This window comes from Bacteroidales bacterium (genome assembly GCA_023229505.1).
Classification (GTDB): domain Bacteria; phylum Bacteroidota; class Bacteroidia; order Bacteroidales; family JAGOPY01; genus JAGOPY01.
In genome coordinates, this window is sequence record JALNZD010000036.1 from 1 (window position 1) to 19,151 (window position 19,151).

The window sequence follows — 19,151 nt, forward strand, 5'->3', positions numbered from 1 at the left end:
CAGACTAATGATTGATATCAAAGTATCATAAGTTGAACGGTCTACACTGCACGGGGCAACGCTTAAATTTAGTAAGTTATTCTTTGTACGGACTATATTGTTCTATATTTAGGGACTAATGACTAATAACCATCAATGACCGCCTTCGATCTCACCGGGAAAAACATCCTCATAACCGGGGCATCATCAGGACTGGGAAGACAGTGTGCCATCACTGCCAGCCAGTCCGGGGCCACTGTTTTTATCACTGGTCGCAACAAGGAAAGATTGCTTGAAACCTACAATCAGTTAGCAGGTACAGGACATCAATGGCTGCCGGCAGATCTCACAGTAGAAAAGGACATCGCCAGTCTTGTCGAACGACTTCCTCTACTGAACGGGGTTGTTTTCAGTACCGGCATATCTGATCTTTCTCCTGCAAGGTTTATTAAACCGGAGGATATTTCGAAGACTTTCGATATCAGTTTCAATGCTTCTGTCCTGCTTACCAGTCAATTGCTGGCAAAGAAAAAACTGGAGAAAAATGCGTGCTCCCTCGTATTTATTTCAACTATCTCTACACGCTATCCTTTTGTCGGCGGTGCGATGTATATCAGCGCCAAAGCTGCGCTGGAATCCTATGCACGTGTCCTGGCACTGGAATTAGCACCAAAAGGCATTCGCTCAAACAGCATCTCCCCTGCTTTCGTCAGGACACCGATGCTGGATGATACCGCCGAAAAATATTCCAACGAAGCGGTCAGAAAAATCGAGGAGCAGCAATTGCTGGGCCTTGGAGAACCGGAAGACGTAGCTAATGTGGTTGTGTTCTTTTTGTCGGATGCATCACGATGGATCACTGCCTCGAATCTGATTGTGGGAGGCGGTTAAAAGAAGACAGAAGTCAGAAGTCAGAAGACATAAGTCAGAAATCAGTTGAATGAGTTTTCTCTGAAAAGATTTAAATTCAAAAACTTAAAATAGCCACAAAAACACAAAAACACCAAATACCACAAAAAGGTGAATTAATTTAAGACTTTAGTGAAATTTTGTGTGTTGGTGTTTTGGTGGCGAAAAAAAGTCCAGATATGAAATTAATCAAATACGGAATTATCCTTAACAGGCTTAGGGAAGAGGACATTGAACTTGTCCGCCAATGGCGCAATTCCCCTCAGATAAACCAGTTCATGGAATACCGGGGAAATATCACCCCGGAAATGCAGCGGGATTGGTTCAGGTCGGTAGATAATTTGGACAATTTCTATTTTATCATTGAATACCAGGGCAAAAAGATCGGGCTGATCAATTCGAGCCATGTAGAATGGGACACGGTAAGCTCTGAAGGAGGTATTTTCCTTTGGGATGAACAGTATTACGAAACGTTTGTTCCGGTCTGGGCTTCCCTGTGTTTGCTGGAAACAACCTATTTTGTCCTGGGTGCAGGCAGATCTGTTATCAAAACACTCCGGGACAATGAGCGGGCAAAAAAACTGAATACACACCTGGGTTATGAACTGATGGAAGGGCAGGAAGAGGTTTATAACCAGAGCTATCTTCTTACGGCAGAAAGTTTTAAACGGCACGCGCACAAACTTATCAAAGCAGCATCACTCCTGGCAGGACAGGGTACTGCCGGACATTCTCTTTTCTTTGACCGGGAAGATATAAGATCAGGACTGGCAGATTTTATTTATGGAAAGATTAAGCAGGAAATGATCCTTGAATATAATGAAACAAAAGAGGGCCGGCATTATATTTTTAAATCTATAACGGTTTGACCTTCCGTTTGTTGAATTTCCAGTACACTTTTAAAAATATGCCCAGTGTCTGGTTTAAATTGTTCCGCATCCGGTAAGGCAGATAATCACCCATAAGGATAAGACGGTACATCACGAATGCATAGATCAGCGTCGGGAGGATCCAAAGATATAATCCAAGGTGAAAGGAAGGGTATTTTCTTTTGTAACCCGCCTTCTCAGCCGATTTCCCCGCAACCAGGTCGGCTATGCGGATATCCCGCGGGCTCATCTCCGTTTGCCACAGGTTCATCCGCCCGGTCGTGATGGGATTGAACAGGCTCTGATGCACCTGGCGTATCTCTTCTGAACCTGCATACACTTTTTCAACTTCAGATTTCTTCTGGTAAAAGGACATGACGGATGGATCATAATCGATGCCGAGAAAATGACAAAGATCATGGAACCGGCGTTCGGGTTCTGCGGCTAAATCCTCATATTTAATCGAATATATCAATTCCGGATTCCGCTTCTTCAGTTTCCACATACGATACAGGGCAAATTTCCACCTGTAAATAACCAGTGGAACGATGGGAACCTCAAAGTTGACTTTTATCAGAGAAAGGTAATTATCGCGGTAATCCCGGGTAATATGGATGATCTTTGCTTCAGGAAAAAGTTTATGTATCCGGTGAATAAAAAGCGAATATGCCGGGTTTTTATCCCCGATTAAAAAGATTTCTTTTTTATCAAAAACAGATTGATAGGTTAAACAAACCTTCCTGACCATATTCTGAAAAGTGTTCTCGCCTTTTGCTTCCAGCAGGCTCTGGTACAGCCGGTCTTTTTCAATCAGCCATTTATCAAAATACCGTTGTTTAAACAGATCATCACAAAATTCTTTAATGGTTAGCTCGTCCCAAAAGGTCACCTTTCCGTAACACTTGTAAAGACTTATGATAAAAGGGCTTTCAGGCGGGATAAGCACATGGGGATGTGCCTCAAAAAGAATCCGTAGCAGGGTGGTGCCTGACCGCGGCCGACCAATGATAAAGAAAAGGGGGATCGATGATATGTATTGACTTCCTACCGGCTTATCCATTTCCTCAATTCTTTCAAAAATGTAAAATCACTTTTCTGAAATTCAAAAATCCTGAGAACGGGCATGTGAACAATCTTCGAATATACGAAAATATAGGCAAGGGTACCCAGGGTGTAGCTAACATTGGTGGCCAGCACTGCCCCAAAAGCACCGTAACGGGGAATCCACCAGAGGTTCAGCAATATATTTATGACAAGGGCCGGTAAAAAAACATAGATGGACACCTGGGGTTTGCCAATACCCGCCAACCGGCTGCTCAGAACTCGGTAAATGCTGATAAACAGGATGCCGGGCAGAATATATTGAATGATCACGACGCTGGGTTGAAATTTATCTCCCCAGATCGCCGGCAGCAGCCATGGGGACAGCAGGTAAAGCGCAACAGAGGCTATCAATCCGGCAATGAATGAGACCCTCACCAACCGGGCGGTCGTCTTATTTATTGCATCCTGGTCAGCCGTATTAACCGTACGGCTCATTAGTACAACCCCGATCGCCAGAGGGAGTTGCCAGAGTTTTTCCGCTATCGATACCCCCAATGAATAATAGCCTACCTCCTCGATGGTTGAAAATTTCTGGAGCAACAGGATATCGATCCGGTAATTCAGTTGTATGATCACAAAAGAAAGCGCAAACAAAAAACCCATAGACAATAAACTCCGGATGATCTCTTTCCTGAAATGCAGGCGAAGTCCAAATTCTTTATGCAGAAAGTATAATGCCCAAATGGTAATAAAAACATGTGCTACGAGCAGAGCCGACAGCGCTCCGGCCATCTGCCAACCCATCAGCCATACAAACACCACCACGGCAATTAAGTGAATGAATTCTGAGAACCAGTTGATAAAATTCGACCGGCCGATTTGCTCCTTCCCGATGAATATCCCTCCAAAATAAGCCATTGCCAGCCGAAATGGTATCATCATCAAAACCAGGAAAATATACAAATTTGTAAATGATTCATCGTTGAGGAGCAGGAAACCGATACCTGTGACCAATATCCCTAAAACAGATGTCATAGCCAGAATAAGCAGGATACCAGAAACAATATCAGCATGCTCAAATTGCTTCCGGCCGATGTAATAAATAGAGGAGCCCCGGATCCCAAGCTGGGCAAAGCTGACTACGATCAGGGGCAGCACCAGGATGGCTGAATAAACTCCAAATCCATCAGGACCCAGTTTTCGCGACAGGATAACACTTACCAGTAATCCCGCCAATATCAGGAATACATTACTTGAAAATACGCCCGTTACATCTTTCAGGAAGCTTCTCCGGATCATGGCGCAAAATTAAATATTTTGGCACAGGTTTGCCTGGAAATGGGTTAGCTCACTGAAAATGCTTTATTTTGCAACCATGAAATCAGTTTGCCCATGTTGTTCAATTCGGTAGATTACCTGATTTTCTTTCCAGTTGTCGTAGCCCTTTACTTTGCCATTCCTTCCAAATGGAGATGGGCATTCCTGCTCATTGCCAGCTATTACTTTTATATGTGCTGGAAGGCCGAGTATGTGATCCTGATCCTGTTCACCACACTGGTGGACTACTTTGCTGCACTGAAAATGGGACAGGCAACCTCCAGGAAGAAAAAGAAACCATGGCTGGTACTCAGTATCCTGGTCAACCTGGGCATGCTGGCAGGATTCAAGTACTTCAACTTCTTTACCGAGAGTATTAACCTGCTGTTCCGGGAAATAAACATTCTTCACCCGTTACCCCTGTTTCATATCATCCTTCCCGTAGGGATCTCTTTCTATATTTTCCAATCACTCAGTTATACGATCGATGTATATCGCGGTATTAAACAGCCCGAAAAGCATGCCGGCAAATTTGCACTTTATGTTTGCTTTTTCCCACAGCTGGTCTCCGGACCCATTGAGAGGCCGAACCACCTTCTGCCTCAGATCCATCAGCCCCGCTCCTTTGACCAGCAGTGCCTGGTGAGCGGATTAAAACTGATGTTATGGGGGTTTTTTAAAAAACTGGTCATTGCCGACCGCCTGGGAATGTTTGTAAGTTACGTGTACGAAAATCCGGCTGAAAACAAAGGATTACCGGTCATCCTGGCCACTGTCCTTTTTGCTTTCCAGCTTTACTGTGACTTCTCGGGATATACAGATATTGCCAGGGGCTCGGCACGGATACTCGGATATGACCTGATGATCAATTTCAACCGTCCCCTGATTGCCAAATCGCTGAGGGATTTCTGGAACCGGTGGCATATGTCGCTCACCACCTGGTTCCGTGATTATGTCCTTTATTCATTACCCTACATTAAAGAGAAAAAGATAGTGTTCGGAAAGATATACCGTAATCTTATCATCACCTTTCTGCTGATGGGTTTATGGCATGGCGCGGCCTGGACATTTGTGATTTTCGGTCTTTTTCATGGTGTGCTGCTTGTTTTGGAAACCATTACCGAAAATCAACGAAACAGGTTTTATGAACTTACCCGGATCAATGACCTTCCGGTTTTAAAAAATACCCTGGGAATGCTGACCACTTTCTCCATACTGGTATTTTCGCTTTTCTTTTTTAGGGCTAACAGCCTAAGCGATAGTCTATTATTATTATCGAACGCGGTTGACTTCAGTAATTTCAGGGAAACCATAGGATACATTCTAAAGGATAATGAAGTGCTTTTCGGTATGTTGATGGTAGTATGTTTGCTGGTTGCCGAATACTTGCATGAGAGGTATGACCTGATCAGGTATGTTTCTTCCAGGCCATTGATCATACGCTGGTCCGTTTATATTGGTTTCATATTTTTTGTCCTGGTTTTTGGTGTCCTGCAAAAGCAGAAATTTATTTATTTTCAGTTTTGATTTAAAATAATGTCACGTAAGTTTGCTATACGACTCATCTTATTCTTAGCACTACTGCTGGTGGTTAATTATGCATTGGACAGGTCTTTTAAGGCTTTTTCGGTACATAATACCTTAAATAATATGATGGATGGGCAATTCGCTGAATACGACGACACACTGAAATATCTTGCTTTAGGGAATTCGCATAACTGCATCAACACTCATATTCTTGAGAAAAGTTTCAACTACGGCTCACCCAGTGAAAACTTCATACAGTCCTATTACAAATTAAAGCACATTCTTGAAAAGTCAGGGAAAAAACCAGGATGTGTAATTCTCCAGGCGGATATTTCCTCATTTGGCCCGAAGATATCAAACCGTTACGAATACAATTCTTACTGGATCAGCTATATTGATTACCTGGAACTTGCAAGGATCAAAGACAGCAGGGATATTCTTACCAAATGGATGGAAGGCAGGTTTTTTTCCTATGTCGGAAACTATAAAGATATCCAGCTTTCCATTCTATACAGGATCAAGATCAGGACGCTGGAAATGTATCACGGGTACCGACCGCACAGGGATTACCGGAATTTTGCCGAAGAGACCGATAAGCAAAAGCTGGCGCGGGACAAGGCTAACCTGATCCTGTCAAAGGAATCTTATCTAGATCCCGCCATAAAGGTATATTTTGAAAAGATCCTGCAACTTTGCCAATCACATGGTGTTCGTGTAATTATGGTCCGAATGCCGATGTCAAAGGAATTCAATGAAGAAGAAGCAAAGCTGGTTCCTGCTGATAAGTTGTACACTGAAGTGGAAACCATTGCTTCCAGGTATCCTGATTTTGAAGGAATTTTTGATTACCACCTTATGTTTGTTGATCATCCGGACTACTTTTTCGATCCTGATCATTTGAACATAAAAGGATCAGACCTTTTTACAACTCAATTGGCCAAAGACCTGAAAGAGCTGGAATCAAGAGGATTTCCGGAATAAAACCGAGAATGTTTTAGCTATCCACAGCGGCCCTTTGCTGAGGAGTTTCTCACGCAAACGATAAGGTAACCTGTCAATGATCCGTGTCATCAGGTAAATAAACCGGGCATAGTAAATTCCGGGCAAAGAAAGAACAGCAATCCATAAATTAAAACCCTGGTACTTCCTTTGATAACCTGCCTGATCCGCAAATACTCCGGCCACATGATCAGCAATTCGGATTTGCCGTTCGGTCATGAACTTTTCCCAAAGGCCTATCCTGCTGGTATTTACAGGGTTAAACAAGCTTTTATGATGTTTCCGGAGAATTTCGGCCGGGTACTTTTCCTCGGCTTTTTCTTTCATTTTATAAAAATCAAAAACTTCAGGGACAAAAGGGATGTCCAGGAACTCACAAATCTTCTGTAGATGAAATCCGGGATCAGTCACCAGGTCTTCGTACCGGATGAAATAAAATGATTCGGGATATCTTTTACTGGCCTGCAAGGCTTTTTTATAAAAATACTTCCATTTAAACACGACCAGTGAAACAACCGGCAACTCAAAATCCACATTTTTGACTGATTGGTAATTATCCCGGTAGTCACGGAGGATATATACAAATTTTGCATCGGGGAAAAGCTTTTTAAGACGGTGTGTATAAATGGTATATCCATGATTTTTATCACCAATGAGCCGGATCGTTTCTTTAGGATAAAAGGAAATATGGTTCAGGTAAACGACCTGGCAAACCATGGCATATGATGTCTTTCCTTCACATGCCTGCAGATCCGACTGCAATTTAACGTGGTCGATATTCCAGGCACTGAACTGCCATTGTTTTAAAAGATCCGGATAAAACCGCCCGAGAATTTCTTTTGTCCAGAAAGTAATCTTTCCATACCGGGGATAAAGGTTCAATATGAACTGGCATTCCCATGGTATCTGGACATTGGGATGAGCATCAAATAAAGACCTGAGCAATGTGGTGCCGGTGCGGGGCCTGCCAATAATAAAGAAAAACGGGATGCGTGCTATATTCTCCATCGAAAAAGGAAAGACAGGCAAATATAACCCTTTTGAATGCATGTTAAACTTTTATGATTATTTTCGCACCGCCTTCATGCTATAATGGGCCATCCATGGAAGTCTTGTTCAACAAACCTTATATTACCGGCCGCGAGGTGCATCACCTTGCCCAGGTAGCCCTGTCAGGAAAATTATCCGGAAATGGGCCCTATACCCGGTTATGCCATGATTTCTTTGAGCAACGGTTTGGATTCAATAAGGTATTTCTGACCACTTCCTGCACCGACGCATTGGAGATGGCTGCGATACTCTGCAACATACAGCCCGGTGATGAGGTCATCGTGCCCTCATATACTTTCGTATCCACAGCCAATGCCTTCATGCTCAGAGGCGCAAAGATCCGGTTTGCCGACACCTGTGAACATTACCCGAATATTAATCCTGACTCCATCAGGGGACTGATCACGCCAAAAACCAGGGTAATCCTTGCGGTTCATTATGCCGGCATAGCGTGCGATATGGATGCAATCATGCATCTTGCAAGGCAGCATAACCTGTTTGTCGTTGAGGATGCCGCCCATGCCATTGATAGTTTCCATCTGGGTAAACCATTAGGAAGCATAGGGCATTTCGGTGCATTTTCATTCCATGAAACCAAGAATATCATCAGTGGCGAGGGTGGGATGCTGGTTGTCAATGACAAAAAATTTACCCACAGGGCAGAAATCATCTGGGAAAAAGGTACTGACCGTGCTGCTTTTTCCAGGGGTGAAGTAAATAAGTATGGATGGAAAGACATTGGCTCCTCTTTCCTCCCTTCAGAGATCACGGCTGCGATGCTTTATGCACAGCTTGAACAGTTCGATGAGATTCAAACAAAAAGGAAGAATGTCTGGCATCATTATTTTACCAAACTCAAACCTCTGGAAGAAATGAGGTTAATCAGGTTGCCTTCTCTCCCTGACTGGGCCACGGTGAACGGGAATATGTTCTTTATGATCACAAAAGACACCAAAGAACGCACTGCTTTGCTTTCTTTTCTGAAAAAAAAGGGGATCAATGCTGTTTTCCATTACCTGCCTCTTCATTCAAGTGATTTCTTCTACCCAAAACATGATGGCAGAATACTTACTTATACCGACCATTTTTCAGATTGCATCATACGGCTACCGTTCTATAATGAGATGAAGGAAACTGAAATGAACCATGTAGTTGATTCAATAAAAAAGTTTTATCTTAAGCAGTTGTAAAGACGTCTCTACACAACAGTTAGACCTTAAACCTCAAAACTTTTCTTTCACCCGCTTTCTGCCTTTCTCCGCCATCTGTTCCACCCCATCGACCGTATGACCAGCATTATAGGTTTCAAGGCAATGATCATACCATTGCAGGGCTAAAGGATAATTCTTCATCTCCTCATAAATTTTCCCAAGCTGCAATGCTGACCGGGTAGCATAAGTATAAGGCTGACTTTTACCCTGGTAAAAGACTTTATTATATTCATCAATGGCAAGACCGGGCTTGCCGGTCAACTGAAGAATCCTCCCTTTTCGGTAATGGTACTCCAGTTGATAGGCAGAATGGCTAAGTAAATCCGGGTTGATCGATATTAAGATGGAATCAGCCTGAGGGAAGTATCCACCATCGCAAAGCAGTCGTGCCTTGAGCAGGTCGGTATGCGGAATCAGTGTTGAACTACTTTCAAGGATGGCTTCACGGTCACGGACACGAATATCTTGTCCTACTGTCGCGACTTTTGCCTTGTACTCCTCATATTTCTGCAAGTTTCCCTCAATAAGGTAATAGTATGAAAGGCGGTTACAGGCATCTTTTTTGTAATCGGGAACGGTGTAGTCGTTCAGAAAAGCTTCGAGGTAAACCCGGGCATCTTTTTCCAGGTGGTCCAGTTTGGAACGGCCCGTGTTGTAAGAAAGAGCATAAAAATTGACCTGGAGTTCATCCTGGTGGATTTCTGCCAATAATTTCAGTGCCAGGTCATTTCGGTAAGCAAACAAGGCAGAATTGGCGTACAGGTATTTCACCAGGGTTACATCCAACATTTTTTTATCCTGAGAGGCCATAAACTGAAATCCCTTTTCCTCCTGATGGGTAAGCATATAACCGAGGTTGGTCAAAATCACACTTTCTTCGGCAAGGCCTGGAACATCTTTGGCTTTGTTTCCATATTCCTTTAATTGATAGATGCCTAATACGGAATCTCCGTTGAACCCAAATAAATCTGTTGCCCAACGCAAAAAGTGAGGAATAAAATCAAGGATGATGTTAAAGACTCCGGTGAGCTTCTGGTTTTGCCAGAATTGAGGATACTTTTGACGGTTTTCTTTAATACGTCTATACGAACTCAGCATCTTGGAAACCCCGCTGATCCGCGTCCCGAACTTTATCTGCGCAAGGCCGGTTTGAAACAGCATTTCGGCCTGCAGCCATGCGTTTTGAGGGGAGCCGTCGTCCATCAGGTCCATTTGTTTCATCCGCGCCTCATAGCTGTTGATCAGCTTTTCATAGATCTTTTCATCTTCGGTGACAATCAGCTCGATGGATTCGCAATAATGTTCCAGGTATATTAAATAACCATTTTGTGAGTTCGCTGCTTTTTCCCTCTGCAGGATTTCCCTGGCGGTATTGGTCTGCAGGTCGAGGATCGCCTGCATCGCATGCTGGCAGTTGGTGTTGTAATCGAAATTCGGAAGGCAGCGGAAAGTGAGAAGACAGAAGACAGAAGACAGAAGACAGAAGCGGGATCTCATGGCACTGGTTTTTTCTTCTGCAGATCTTCTGCAAGCTTCCGGTAATAGTTGGATTTCGCCAAATCTCCTTTCATCTGGTAATATTTACTTAGGAAGATGGAAGCATCCGGCGGTGCGCCCAGCTCGACAGCCTTCTCATAATACCTGATCCCGCTCAGGGTATCCTTTTGGAAAATAAAGTAATTACCGATATTAACATAAGGCAGAGACTCTTTGGGGGCAATCCGCATGATTTCCTGGTTCATCTTAACGGCTTCCTTGAATTCGCCAAGCCCGTAATAAATATTAGCCAGGCGCGAACGGGTATTGACAGAACCTGAATCAAGGACAAGGCTTTTCTGCAGGAAATCGATAGCACGGGTATAGTCCTTCTTTCCTTCATAGGTTAGTCCGAGATTAAAATAGGTCATCGGATCATCCGGTTCAATTCTGAGCGTCTTGTTAAAATAATAAATTGCCGTGTCATAATTTTTGTAGACCCGGGAATAGATAATCCCCAGATTACGGTATGGTGAACTGGCTTCAGGCAGGATCTCTATTGCCCTTTCCCAATGGCCGATGGCTTCTTTCACCAATGGATCGACAAATTTCAAAACATTCACAGGTTTGGCGAGTTCACGGTTTACATTTTTCATGATCTCATTAGCGTAGAGGTCGTTACCTTTAAAGGAATCATAGAGGTAGGGCATGTCAGCCTTATAAAGGGAATACTCGGTCCGCCATTGCTGGTTCCTGATAAAGGTCTTTGCGGAGTATGGGATGAGGATCAATGTCGTCACACCCAGAATGGCTATTGTTTTAATTCCCGGGAGCCTTTTTATTGCAGGGTTGTGGAAAAATAACCTGAAAATAAAATACGCGAGTATAAGACTAAAGGCAAAAGAAGGGACGAGAAGGAACCTTTCAGCGATGATGCCTGGCACCGGTTTCACCAGGTTGGAGAACAAGAAGATAGAAGTTAGGTAAACCAGGATTGCAAAAGAGAGGATATGCTTTTGCCGGAGTTTGAGGATGGCATAAATGAGGAGTCCCAGGTGGAAAAGAATAGCAAGGATGACCCAGATGTTGGAAAAATTAATATCCGGGAACAGGTTATACCCATAATAGTACCGAAGTGGATGTGGCAAAATCAGCAGGCGCAGGGAATAGTACAGGGTGAAACCGGCGTAAGCAATATGGTTCAGGAAACCTCCTTCAACTGAAAGCGGGTTCTCCAGCATCGCCAGGGTCCTGTCATGCGGAGGCAGGTAAAGGAATGGTCCGAAAACCGCCAACAATGAGATCAGCGTGATCAGCAATGAGATCCTGATGACCGTTCTGACCTCCAGATCAGTGAAAAAGTAGAGCGATAGCGGGATGATGAAGAAAAATGCTGCTGCCGTGGGTTTTGCCAAAGCTGAAAGAAAAAACATCCCCATTGCCCAATAGATATGTTTGTTCTTCCCCGTATCGGCATAACGGATGGATTGGTCCAATGCCAGCAAACCAAAGAGCAGCATGAAAAGTTCATCCCTGTTTTTCAGGCTGGCGACAACTTCAGTATGGATCGGATGGGCTGCGAATAAAAGGGTTATGATGAATGGAAAAAGATAATGATAATCCCGGAGCAGTCGCCTGAGTATTTTAAATAACAAGAGAACAATGATCAGGTAGAACATTACATTGAACAAATGGCTGATATAAGGGTTTTTCCCGAAGAACTGGTATTCGATGGCAAAGGATGACCGGATTAAAGGCCGGTAACCAAAGCTTTTATTATCTTCCGAAGAATAAAGTGTCGTAAAAATCCTGGGAATGGCTTTTATCCCCTGTTCGAAATCAGGATTGTTCTTGGCAATGTTATAATCATCCAGGTTATAGTAATTTCTAACGGTATTGATATTAAGGCCAATAGTCACAGTGGCAAGGATGAAGATTAAGATCAGGTAGAGGGTTTTGTCGGAAATGCCCGGTTTTAGTGTCTTTTGAACCTGTGGCTTTTGTTTTTTGCTCCCCATCTTTGGAAATTTTTAAGAGTGCAAAGTAAAGCAATTTAAAGTTAAGAGAATAGCACCGGCACTTTGGCCTGTGCCAGCACATGCCGCCGGTCGGGACGGTTTTTCATTAGGTTGGTTCACAAAGAGGACTTTTTAAACAGCTTCCAGTACCGGAAAATCCAATAAAAATAAAAGGGAAGCCTGAACTAGTATTGGGCTGCTTCGTAATTACTGATTGCTGCCTCCAGGCCGTCGATCAACTTTTTGGAAACTTTTCTCGGGTTCTTTTCTTTGATCTTGTTAAGGGCTTTCAGCGCCATTCCGCCAAATTCGGTTAGACCGGAAGGATTCTTGTCGTAATCAAAGCTGCCGATACACCAGGCCATTTTTGCCTGCAACTCAGCTGTTTCGGGAAGATTCAGTTTTTCAAGGGTTTCGAGGGCATTCTGGCACTCGTTTCTCAGCCTGTCATTAATTTCATTAGCCATATCTATAAGGATTAATGGTTTATATTATTCTAAAAAGGCTGCAAAAGTACAACTTTTTTTCAAAGTGACAATCATCATCCCATAAGTTTCTCTACCTCATCAACCGTCTTTGGTATGGGTTTTCCCAGAACGCGATGGCCATCGGCGGTGACCAGGATATCATCTTCGATCCGTATTCCGCCAAAATCTTTATAAGTTTCGACCTTGTCGTAATTGATATATTCTGTGTGTTTCCCTTCTTTCCGCCATTGGTCGATGAGGGCGGGGATAAAGTAGCAGCCCGGCTCATCTGTCAGGACGAAGCCTGGTTCAAGCTTTCTGGCAAGACGGAGGAAAGCCAGGCCGAATTGGTCGCTGCGGCTGACTGTTTTGTCATAGCCTATGAAATTTTCACCAAGCCCTTCCATGTCATGGACATCCAGGCCGAGCATATGTCCCAGTCCGTGCGGGAAGAAGAGGGAGTGGGCACCTTTGGCTACTGCCTCGTTCACATCGCCTTTCATCAGCCCCAGGTCTTTAAGGCCGGAGGCAATAGTTTTTGCCGCCAGCAGGTGGATTTCCTTGTAGTAAACACCTGGCTTTATCGCTTTAATAGCCTCCATATTGGCTTTCAGGACGACTTCATAGATCTCTTTCTGCCGCTGGTTAAATTTACCACCGACCGGGACTGTACGGGTAATATCGCTGGCATAATGCAATGCCGATTCACAACCTGCATCGATAACCATCATCCGGCCTTCTTTCAGGATATTGCCATGGTAATGGTTATGCAATGTCTGGCCGTCGACGCTTAAAATAACAGGGAACGATACCGGGCCACCATGTGAAATTGCAATGCCTTCAATAGCTCCTGCGATCTCTTGTTCGATAACTCCCTGCTTAGCCATCTTCATTCCTGTGGTGTGCATGATATAAGCCACATCCACTGCACGTTCAATCTCCCTGATCTCCACATCTTCCTTAATAGAGCGCATGCTCACTATACCACGTATCAGTTCTTCGGAAATAAAATTCTTCACGTGCGAATGATGCACCCTCAGCAGGCTTTCAAGCCAGACAAGCACTTCGCCGCGATATGGCTTAACAATATGCACTTTTCTGCCTTTCGCCAGGGCGTCTTTCACGAATGCCTCCAGTTTTGAAAGCGGATCAGTATGTTCAATTCCGGCCTTGGCAGATTGTTCCTTCACCGAGGGTTGGAAACCCATCCATATGATATCGTCCATCTCCACATCATTTCCGAAGATATAATCCCGGTTGTTATCCACATCGATAATCCCGGCAAAATCGGGATGGTCAAGGCCGAAATAATAGAGGAAATTGCTGTCCTGCCGGTAATGGTAGGTGTTGGCGGCATAATTCATGGCTGCTTCGGGGTTGCCGGGCAAAAGAACGATGCCGGAAGAAACGAGCGAGCGGAGCTTATTACGGCGGGAGGAATAGACTTTTGATTCGAACATGTTTGAGTGAATTAAGTTAAGATTGTAAAAATAGAGAACTTTCCTGAAAGAACGAAAGAGAGAGATCAGATATTCGATATGCGAGATTTTTAGACCTTATTTCGAATATCTAATATCGTTCTTTCATTCTTTCGTTCTTTTTTTCTTCCCGGGCCGGGTATATTTTTCATTTTATCCGATAAACAAATAAAACGCTATGAGAAAGGAAATGGAAAACCGGTTAATCAACTTTGCCGTTGATCTTTTTGAAATGTCGAAGGATCTTAGCAATAGCTTTGTCGCGACACATCTTGCTAATCAAATACTAAGGTCCTCAACTGGCGCGGCACTGAATTTTGCTGAAGCTCTTTCAGCAGAATCCAGGAAGGATTTTATTCATAAAACCAGCATTGTCCTGAAAGAACTCAGGGAGTCCAATGTCAATCTTCGAATTATCTCAAGGATGAAAATCTGTAAGGATGAAATTAGAATAGATAATGCCATCCGGGAAAGCGAAGAACTTGTTTCAATTTTTTACAGATCGATTGAAACGGCAAAAAAGAATGCCACTGAAGTCACTAAAGGACGGTGAAGAAACAATGAAAGAGAAAACTAAAGAGAGAGTGAAAGAGCGATATTTGATATTCGATATGCGAGATTTTTTGTGCCTCATTTCGAATATCTAATATCAAATATCTTTCTTTTGCTCTTTCATAATCAATTCGACCTCCTCCGCTTCAACTGGAATCCCTGCCGTAAGATCAACAGGCTCTTTTTCCGTGATCAGATAATTGTTCTCAAGCCTTATCCCTATCTTTTCCTCCCGGATATAAAGGCCTGGCTCGAAGGTGAAAACCATGCCGGGGCGGAAAGGCTCGAACTTCGATCCGACGTCGTGCACGTCAAGCCCCAGGAAATGTGAAACACCGTGCATGAAATACTTTGTGAACAACGGCTTGTCAGGATCCTGCTTTTGGACATCTTCCCTGCTAAACAGGCCCAGCCCGATCATTTCTTCTTCCATCAGTTTGTTGACTTCTTTATTAACCTGGTCGATGGTATTTCCCGGGACCAGCAAGCAGCCGGACTGGCGCAATATGCGCAGTACGGCATTATAACAGGCCCGCTGCCGATTGGTGAAACGGCCATTTACGGGAATGGTCCGGGTCATGTCGGCAGCATAATGACCATATTCAGCGCCGAAATCCATCAGCAGCAGCTCGCCATCCTTACATTCACAGCTATTCTCGATGTAATGCAGCGTGCAGGCATTCTCACCTGTTGCAATGATGGGATGGTAAGCCGATCCCACAGCACCCCGGAACAGGAACTCGTGTGTGAGTTCAGCTTCAACTTCATATTCTTTGACCCCTGGTTTTACAAATTTCAGTATCCTCTGAAAAGCTTTACCGGTAAGATCAATAGCTTTGCTGATCAACCCAATCTCTTCATCAGTCTTGATCGTCCGTAAGGGGTATATTAACGGGGCAGCCCTGCGGTATTCATGATTAGGAAATTTCTCCCTGATCTCCCTGGCAAAACGCAGGTCACGGTAAGGAACATCAGTGGAAAACTTCGGGTATTCTATTGAATTCAGGTAAACTTTTTCCGCAAATGACATCGCTTCGGTAAGGACGACATCGAACTGGTCCAGCCATTTCACTTTAGCCACTCCTGAGATTTCCACAGCTTCTTTCCCTGAATACTTGTGCCCTTCCCACGTCTGCAACGACTCATTGGGCTCGATCAGGAACAGCACTTCACGCAATTCGGGATTCGGGCAATCAGGAAAAAGCATCAGAATGGTCCTTTCCTGGTCGATGCCGGTCAGGTAGAAAAGATCGGATTGCTGACGGAACCGGAATGTCTGGTCTCCATTTCTCGGAAAAACATCATTGGAATGAAAAATAGCCAGGCTGACCAGATCCATTTTTTCAACGAAATTCTTCCTGTTATTAACAACAAAATCAGCATTTATCTTTATCTTCTTCATTATCAGGGAAAATATTATTTATACTGATTAAAAATTTTAAGATTTGATTTTTCAAAAATAGGTAATTTCGTATTTTAATTAAATTTGTTAATCAATTCACAATAATTTTTTAGCACCTGATAAACAATAACTGGTCAGTTATTCAAAAAATTTTTCGATTATGAGTAAGTTTCTTAGATTCTCCTCGCTAACCAAAAAATTCATAATGGCTTTCGCGGGGGCTTTCCTGATGGTTTTCCTCGTCGTGCACCTGGGCATCAATCTTTTCATCATCCCTATCACTGCTAATCACAAGGAAATTTTCCGGGAAGCGGTTTATTTTATGACTACCAACCCGCTGATAAAAGTTATAGAGATCTTCCTCTTTGGAGGATTTATCATCCATATTATATTTGGGATAATCCTGCAGATCCAGAACTGGATGGCCAGGCCGGTAAGGTATAAGAAAGAAGGATGGTCGCATACGTCTTTCTTCTCCAAGTTCATGATCCACACTGGCGTTGTGATCGGCGTTTTTCTAACCATTCACCTCATGAACTTTTACCTGGTCAAGGCTGGAATAACCAGCGCTCCCGAGGGAACGGCAAGGGTCACGGATGACCATGATTTTTACAGCATGGCATTCAACCTTTTTACCAATAAGACCTATTCCATCATTTACATCGTATTGATCGTCCTGCTGGGATTTCATCTCAACCACGCTTTGCAATCCGCATTCCAGTCACTCGGGCTGGATCATCCGAAATACACCCCGTTTATCAAAGCTGTGGGTGACTTTTATTCCATCGTGATTCCATTAGGCTTCTGCCTGATCCCGCTGTATTTCCTTATTTATTATTAATTACAAGTCTGACAAATTAATTTTCCGGAATTATGACCCAATTGAATTCAAAGATACCGTCCGGCCCTCTTGCTGAAAAGTGGACATCTTATAAAGCTTCTCAAAACCTGGTTAACCCTGCCAATAAGCGCAAGCTTGACATCATCGTGGTTGGAAGCGGACTGGCTGGGGCCGCCGCCGCAGCCAGTCTAGGGGAACTGGGTTTTATAGTGAAGTGTTTCACTTATCACGACAGTCCCCGCCGGGCGCACAGCATCTCTGCCCAGGGAGGGATCAATGCTGCCAAGAACTACCCTAATGATGGCGACAGTGTCTACAGGTTGTTTTATGATACGATCAAAGGGGGCGATTACCGCTCGAGGGAAGCAAATGTTTACCGTTTAGCAGAGGTCAGCAATGCAATTATCGACCAATGTGTGGCCCAGGGCGTTCCATTTGCCCGTGAATATGGCGGTTTGCTGGACAACCGTTCCTTTGGAGGAGCTTTAGTGTCACGTACATTCTATGCGCGCGGGCAAACCGGACAGCAATTGCTCCTCGGGGCATACGGCGCCTTGAGCAAAGAGATCCACAAGGGTTCGGTGACCATGCACACCCGCCGCGATATGATGGACCTGGTCATTGTCGATGGCAGGGCCCGCGGCATCATCGTCCGGAACAACGTGACCGGCGAAATAGAACGTCATTCGGCGCATACAGTCATTCTTGCTACCGGCGGTTATGGTAACGTGTTCTTTCTGTCTACGAACGCCATGCATTGTAACGCTAGTGCTATCTGGCAGGTTTATAAGAAGGGCGCTTTCTTCGGAAATCCATGCTTTACGCAGATTCACCCGACCTGTATCCCGGTTCACGGTGAATACCAGTCGAAACTCACCCTGATGAGTGAAAGCCTCCGAAATGACGGCCGTATCTGGGTCCCCGCAAAAAAGGAAGATGCCGAAAAGATCCGAAAAGGAGAAATCAAACCAAAAGATATACCTGAAGAAGACCGTGATTATTATCTGGAAAGAAGATACCCGGCATACGGCAACCTCAGTCCCAGGGATATTTCATCCCGTGCTGCCAAAGAACGGTGCGATGCAGGCTTCGGAGTTGGCTCAACCGGCCTCGCAGTTTACCTCGACTTTGCCGATGCAATTAAACGGCTTGGAAAGGGAGTGATAGAGGCGCGGTATGGCAACCTTTTCCAGATCTATGAGAAAATCGTGGATCAGAATCCTTATGAAACCCCTATGATGATTTACCCGGCAGTCCATTATACGATGGGCGGCACATGGGTGGACTATGAGTTGCAAAGCACGATCCCCGGCCTGTTCATCGGCGGCGAAGCCAATTTCTCCGATCATGGCGCCAACCGTCTCGGGGCTTCAGCACTGATGCAGGGGTTAAGTGATGGCTATTTCGTCCTGCCTTACACCATCCAGAATTACCTGGCTGACCAGTTCAAGGTTTCGCGCTTCTCAACCGACCTGCCGGAATTTGTTGCAGCGGAAAAGGATGTTCGTGACCAGATTAACCGCCTGATGAGTATAAAAGGCAGTAAATCGGTCGACACTTTCCACCGCGAATTGGGTAAGATCATGTGGGAAAATGTCGGCATGGCCCGCAATAAAGAAGGGCTGGAAAAAGCTATCAAGCTAATACCCGAGTTACGTGCAGAATTCTGGAAAGATGTCCGTATCCCAGGAACAGCCGACGAATTAAACCCCGAGCTTCAGAAAGCAACCCGCCTGGCCGACTTCCTTGAACTGGGAGAGCTGATGGCCCTGGATGCATTGAAACGTGAGGAAAGCTGCGGCGGGCACTTCCGGGAAGAATACCAGACACCGGAGGGCGAAGCATTGAGAAATGATAAAGATTTTACCTATGTGGCTGCCTGGGAATACAAAGGACCCGACAAAGCACCTGAACTTCATAAGGAAAAACTCAATTTTGAATATATAGAAGTAAAACAACGAAACTATAAATAAACAAAATCCATCACTTAAACCTTAAAACTTAACCCTTAA

At 44.3% G+C, this 19,151-nt stretch carries 16 protein-coding genes; 8 read left to right on the forward strand and 8 right to left on the reverse strand.

Annotation, left to right across the window (positions count from 1 at the left end; all coding sequences use genetic code 11):
• Positions 1–135 precede the first annotated feature (135 nt).
• On the forward strand, positions 136–870 hold the full coding sequence (locus tag M0Q51_12380) for an SDR family oxidoreductase (GenBank protein MCK9400774.1): 735 nt from the start codon (positions 136–138) through the stop codon (positions 868–870).
• Between the two features lie 197 nt (positions 871–1,067).
• The gene (locus M0Q51_12385; GenBank protein MCK9400775.1) at positions 1,068–1,757 is read left to right on the forward strand and encodes a GNAT family N-acetyltransferase; all 690 of its coding nucleotides are present in this window, start codon (positions 1,068–1,070) and stop codon (positions 1,755–1,757) included.
• Here M0Q51_12385 and M0Q51_12390 read toward each other — a convergent pair.
• Complete coding sequence (locus tag M0Q51_12390) at positions 1,744–2,817, reverse strand: sulfotransferase (GenBank protein MCK9400776.1); 1,074 nt, start codon at positions 2,815–2,817, stop codon at positions 1,744–1,746. The genes M0Q51_12385 and M0Q51_12390 overlap by 14 nt on opposite strands.
• On the reverse strand, positions 2,802–4,100 hold the full coding sequence (locus tag M0Q51_12395; protein ID MCK9400777.1) for a flippase: 1,299 nt from the start codon (positions 4,098–4,100) through the stop codon (positions 2,802–2,804). The genes M0Q51_12390 and M0Q51_12395 overlap by 16 nt, the downstream gene beginning before the upstream one ends.
• Positions 4,101–4,193: 93 nt before the next feature.
• Between M0Q51_12395 and M0Q51_12400 the strand changes: the two genes are divergently transcribed.
• Together M0Q51_12400 and M0Q51_12405 are read left to right on the forward strand one after the other, a co-directional pair.
• A complete protein-coding gene (locus tag M0Q51_12400; protein ID MCK9400778.1) occupies positions 4,194–5,645 on the forward strand; it encodes an MBOAT family protein in 1,452 nt (483 codons plus the stop codon).
• A 9-nt stretch (positions 5,646–5,654) separates the two neighbouring features.
• On the forward strand, positions 5,655–6,626 hold the full coding sequence (locus tag M0Q51_12405) for a DUF1574 domain-containing protein (GenBank protein ID MCK9400779.1): 972 nt from the start codon (positions 5,655–5,657) through the stop codon (positions 6,624–6,626).
• On the opposite strand, the gene M0Q51_12410 is transcribed toward M0Q51_12405, so the two are convergent.
• Positions 6,606–7,694: a sulfotransferase gene (locus M0Q51_12410; protein MCK9400780.1), complete on the reverse strand. Its 1,089-nt coding sequence runs from the start codon at positions 7,692–7,694 to the stop codon at positions 6,606–6,608. The two genes, M0Q51_12405 and M0Q51_12410, sit on opposite strands and share 21 nt — an antisense overlap.
• 11 nt (positions 7,695–7,705) lie before the next feature.
• Between M0Q51_12410 and rffA the strand changes: the two genes are divergently transcribed.
• Complete coding sequence (gene rffA, locus M0Q51_12415) at positions 7,706–8,884, forward strand: dTDP-4-amino-4,6-dideoxygalactose transaminase (GenBank protein ID MCK9400781.1); 1,179 nt, start codon at positions 7,706–7,708, stop codon at positions 8,882–8,884.
• A 33-nt stretch (positions 8,885–8,917) separates the two neighbouring features.
• On the opposite strand, the gene M0Q51_12420 is transcribed toward rffA, so the two are convergent.
• The 4 genes from M0Q51_12420 to M0Q51_12435 all read right to left on the reverse strand — a co-directional run bounded on the left by M0Q51_12420 (position 8,918) and on the right by M0Q51_12435 (position 14,326).
• A complete protein-coding gene (locus M0Q51_12420; protein MCK9400782.1) occupies positions 8,918–10,402 on the reverse strand; it encodes a hypothetical protein in 1,485 nt (494 codons plus the stop codon).
• On the reverse strand, positions 10,399–12,399 hold the full coding sequence (locus tag M0Q51_12425) for a tetratricopeptide repeat protein (GenBank protein MCK9400783.1): 2,001 nt from the start codon (positions 12,397–12,399) through the stop codon (positions 10,399–10,401). Before M0Q51_12425 ends, M0Q51_12420 begins: the two co-directional genes overlap by 4 nt.
• A 185-nt stretch (positions 12,400–12,584) precedes the next feature.
• On the reverse strand, positions 12,585–12,866 hold the full coding sequence (locus tag M0Q51_12430; GenBank protein ID MCK9400784.1) for a hypothetical protein: 282 nt from the start codon (positions 12,864–12,866) through the stop codon (positions 12,585–12,587).
• Between the two features lie 74 nt (positions 12,867–12,940).
• On the reverse strand, positions 12,941–14,326 hold the full coding sequence (locus M0Q51_12435) for an aminopeptidase P family protein (protein MCK9400785.1): 1,386 nt from the start codon (positions 14,324–14,326) through the stop codon (positions 12,941–12,943).
• Positions 14,327–14,522: 196 nt separating this feature from the next.
• Between M0Q51_12435 and M0Q51_12440 the strand changes: the two genes are divergently transcribed.
• Positions 14,523–14,897 (forward strand): four helix bundle protein, encoded by a 375-nt coding sequence (locus M0Q51_12440; GenBank protein MCK9400786.1) that lies wholly within the window; start codon positions 14,523–14,525, stop codon positions 14,895–14,897.
• 96 nt (positions 14,898–14,993) lie between these two features.
• On the opposite strand, the gene M0Q51_12445 is transcribed toward M0Q51_12440, so the two are convergent.
• Positions 14,994–16,298, reverse strand: a complete 1,305-nt coding sequence (locus M0Q51_12445) for an aminopeptidase P family protein (GenBank protein MCK9400787.1) — start codon at positions 16,296–16,298, stop codon at positions 14,994–14,996.
• Between the two features lie 160 nt (positions 16,299–16,458).
• Between M0Q51_12445 and M0Q51_12450 the strand changes: the two genes are divergently transcribed.
• Positions 16,459–17,139, forward strand: a complete 681-nt coding sequence (locus M0Q51_12450) for a succinate dehydrogenase cytochrome b subunit (GenBank protein ID MCK9400788.1) — start codon at positions 16,459–16,461, stop codon at positions 17,137–17,139.
• 32 nt (positions 17,140–17,171) lie between these two features.
• On the forward strand, positions 17,172–19,112 hold the full coding sequence (locus tag M0Q51_12455; protein MCK9400789.1) for a fumarate reductase/succinate dehydrogenase flavoprotein subunit: 1,941 nt from the start codon (positions 17,172–17,174) through the stop codon (positions 19,110–19,112).
• Positions 19,113–19,151 lie beyond the last annotated feature (39 nt).

Coding starts and splice junctions, on each gene's coding strand:
- M0Q51_12380 (MCK9400774.1), top strand. CDS start 136: ATGACCGCCTTCGATCTCACCGGGAAAAACATCCTCATAACCGGGGCA.
- M0Q51_12385 (MCK9400775.1), top strand. CDS start 1,068: ATGAAATTAATCAAATACGGAATTATCCTTAACAGGCTTAGGGAAGAG.
- M0Q51_12390 (MCK9400776.1), bottom strand. CDS start 2,817: ATGGATAAGCCGGTAGGAAGTCAATACATATCATCGATCCCCCTTTTC.
- M0Q51_12395 (MCK9400777.1), bottom strand. CDS start 4,100: ATGATCCGGAGAAGCTTCCTGAAAGATGTAACGGGCGTATTTTCAAGT.
- M0Q51_12400 (MCK9400778.1), top strand. CDS start 4,194: ATGTTGTTCAATTCGGTAGATTACCTGATTTTCTTTCCAGTTGTCGTA.
- M0Q51_12405 (MCK9400779.1), top strand. CDS start 5,655: ATGTCACGTAAGTTTGCTATACGACTCATCTTATTCTTAGCACTACTG.
- M0Q51_12410 (MCK9400780.1), bottom strand. CDS start 7,694: ATGCATTCAAAAGGGTTATATTTGCCTGTCTTTCCTTTTTCGATGGAG.
- rffA (MCK9400781.1), top strand. CDS start 7,706: ATGATTATTTTCGCACCGCCTTCATGCTATAATGGGCCATCCATGGAA.
- M0Q51_12420 (MCK9400782.1), bottom strand. CDS start 10,402: ATGAGATCCCGCTTCTGTCTTCTGTCTTCTGTCTTCTGTCTTCTCACT.
- M0Q51_12425 (MCK9400783.1), bottom strand. CDS start 12,399: ATGGGGAGCAAAAAACAAAAGCCACAGGTTCAAAAGACACTAAAACCG.
- M0Q51_12430 (MCK9400784.1), bottom strand. CDS start 12,866: ATGGCTAATGAAATTAATGACAGGCTGAGAAACGAGTGCCAGAATGCC.
- M0Q51_12435 (MCK9400785.1), bottom strand. CDS start 14,326: ATGTTCGAATCAAAAGTCTATTCCTCCCGCCGTAATAAGCTCCGCTCG.
- M0Q51_12440 (MCK9400786.1), top strand. CDS start 14,523: ATGAGAAAGGAAATGGAAAACCGGTTAATCAACTTTGCCGTTGATCTT.
- M0Q51_12445 (MCK9400787.1), bottom strand. CDS start 16,298: ATGAAGAAGATAAAGATAAATGCTGATTTTGTTGTTAATAACAGGAAG.
- M0Q51_12450 (MCK9400788.1), top strand. CDS start 16,459: ATGAGTAAGTTTCTTAGATTCTCCTCGCTAACCAAAAAATTCATAATG.
- M0Q51_12455 (MCK9400789.1), top strand. CDS start 17,172: ATGACCCAATTGAATTCAAAGATACCGTCCGGCCCTCTTGCTGAAAAG.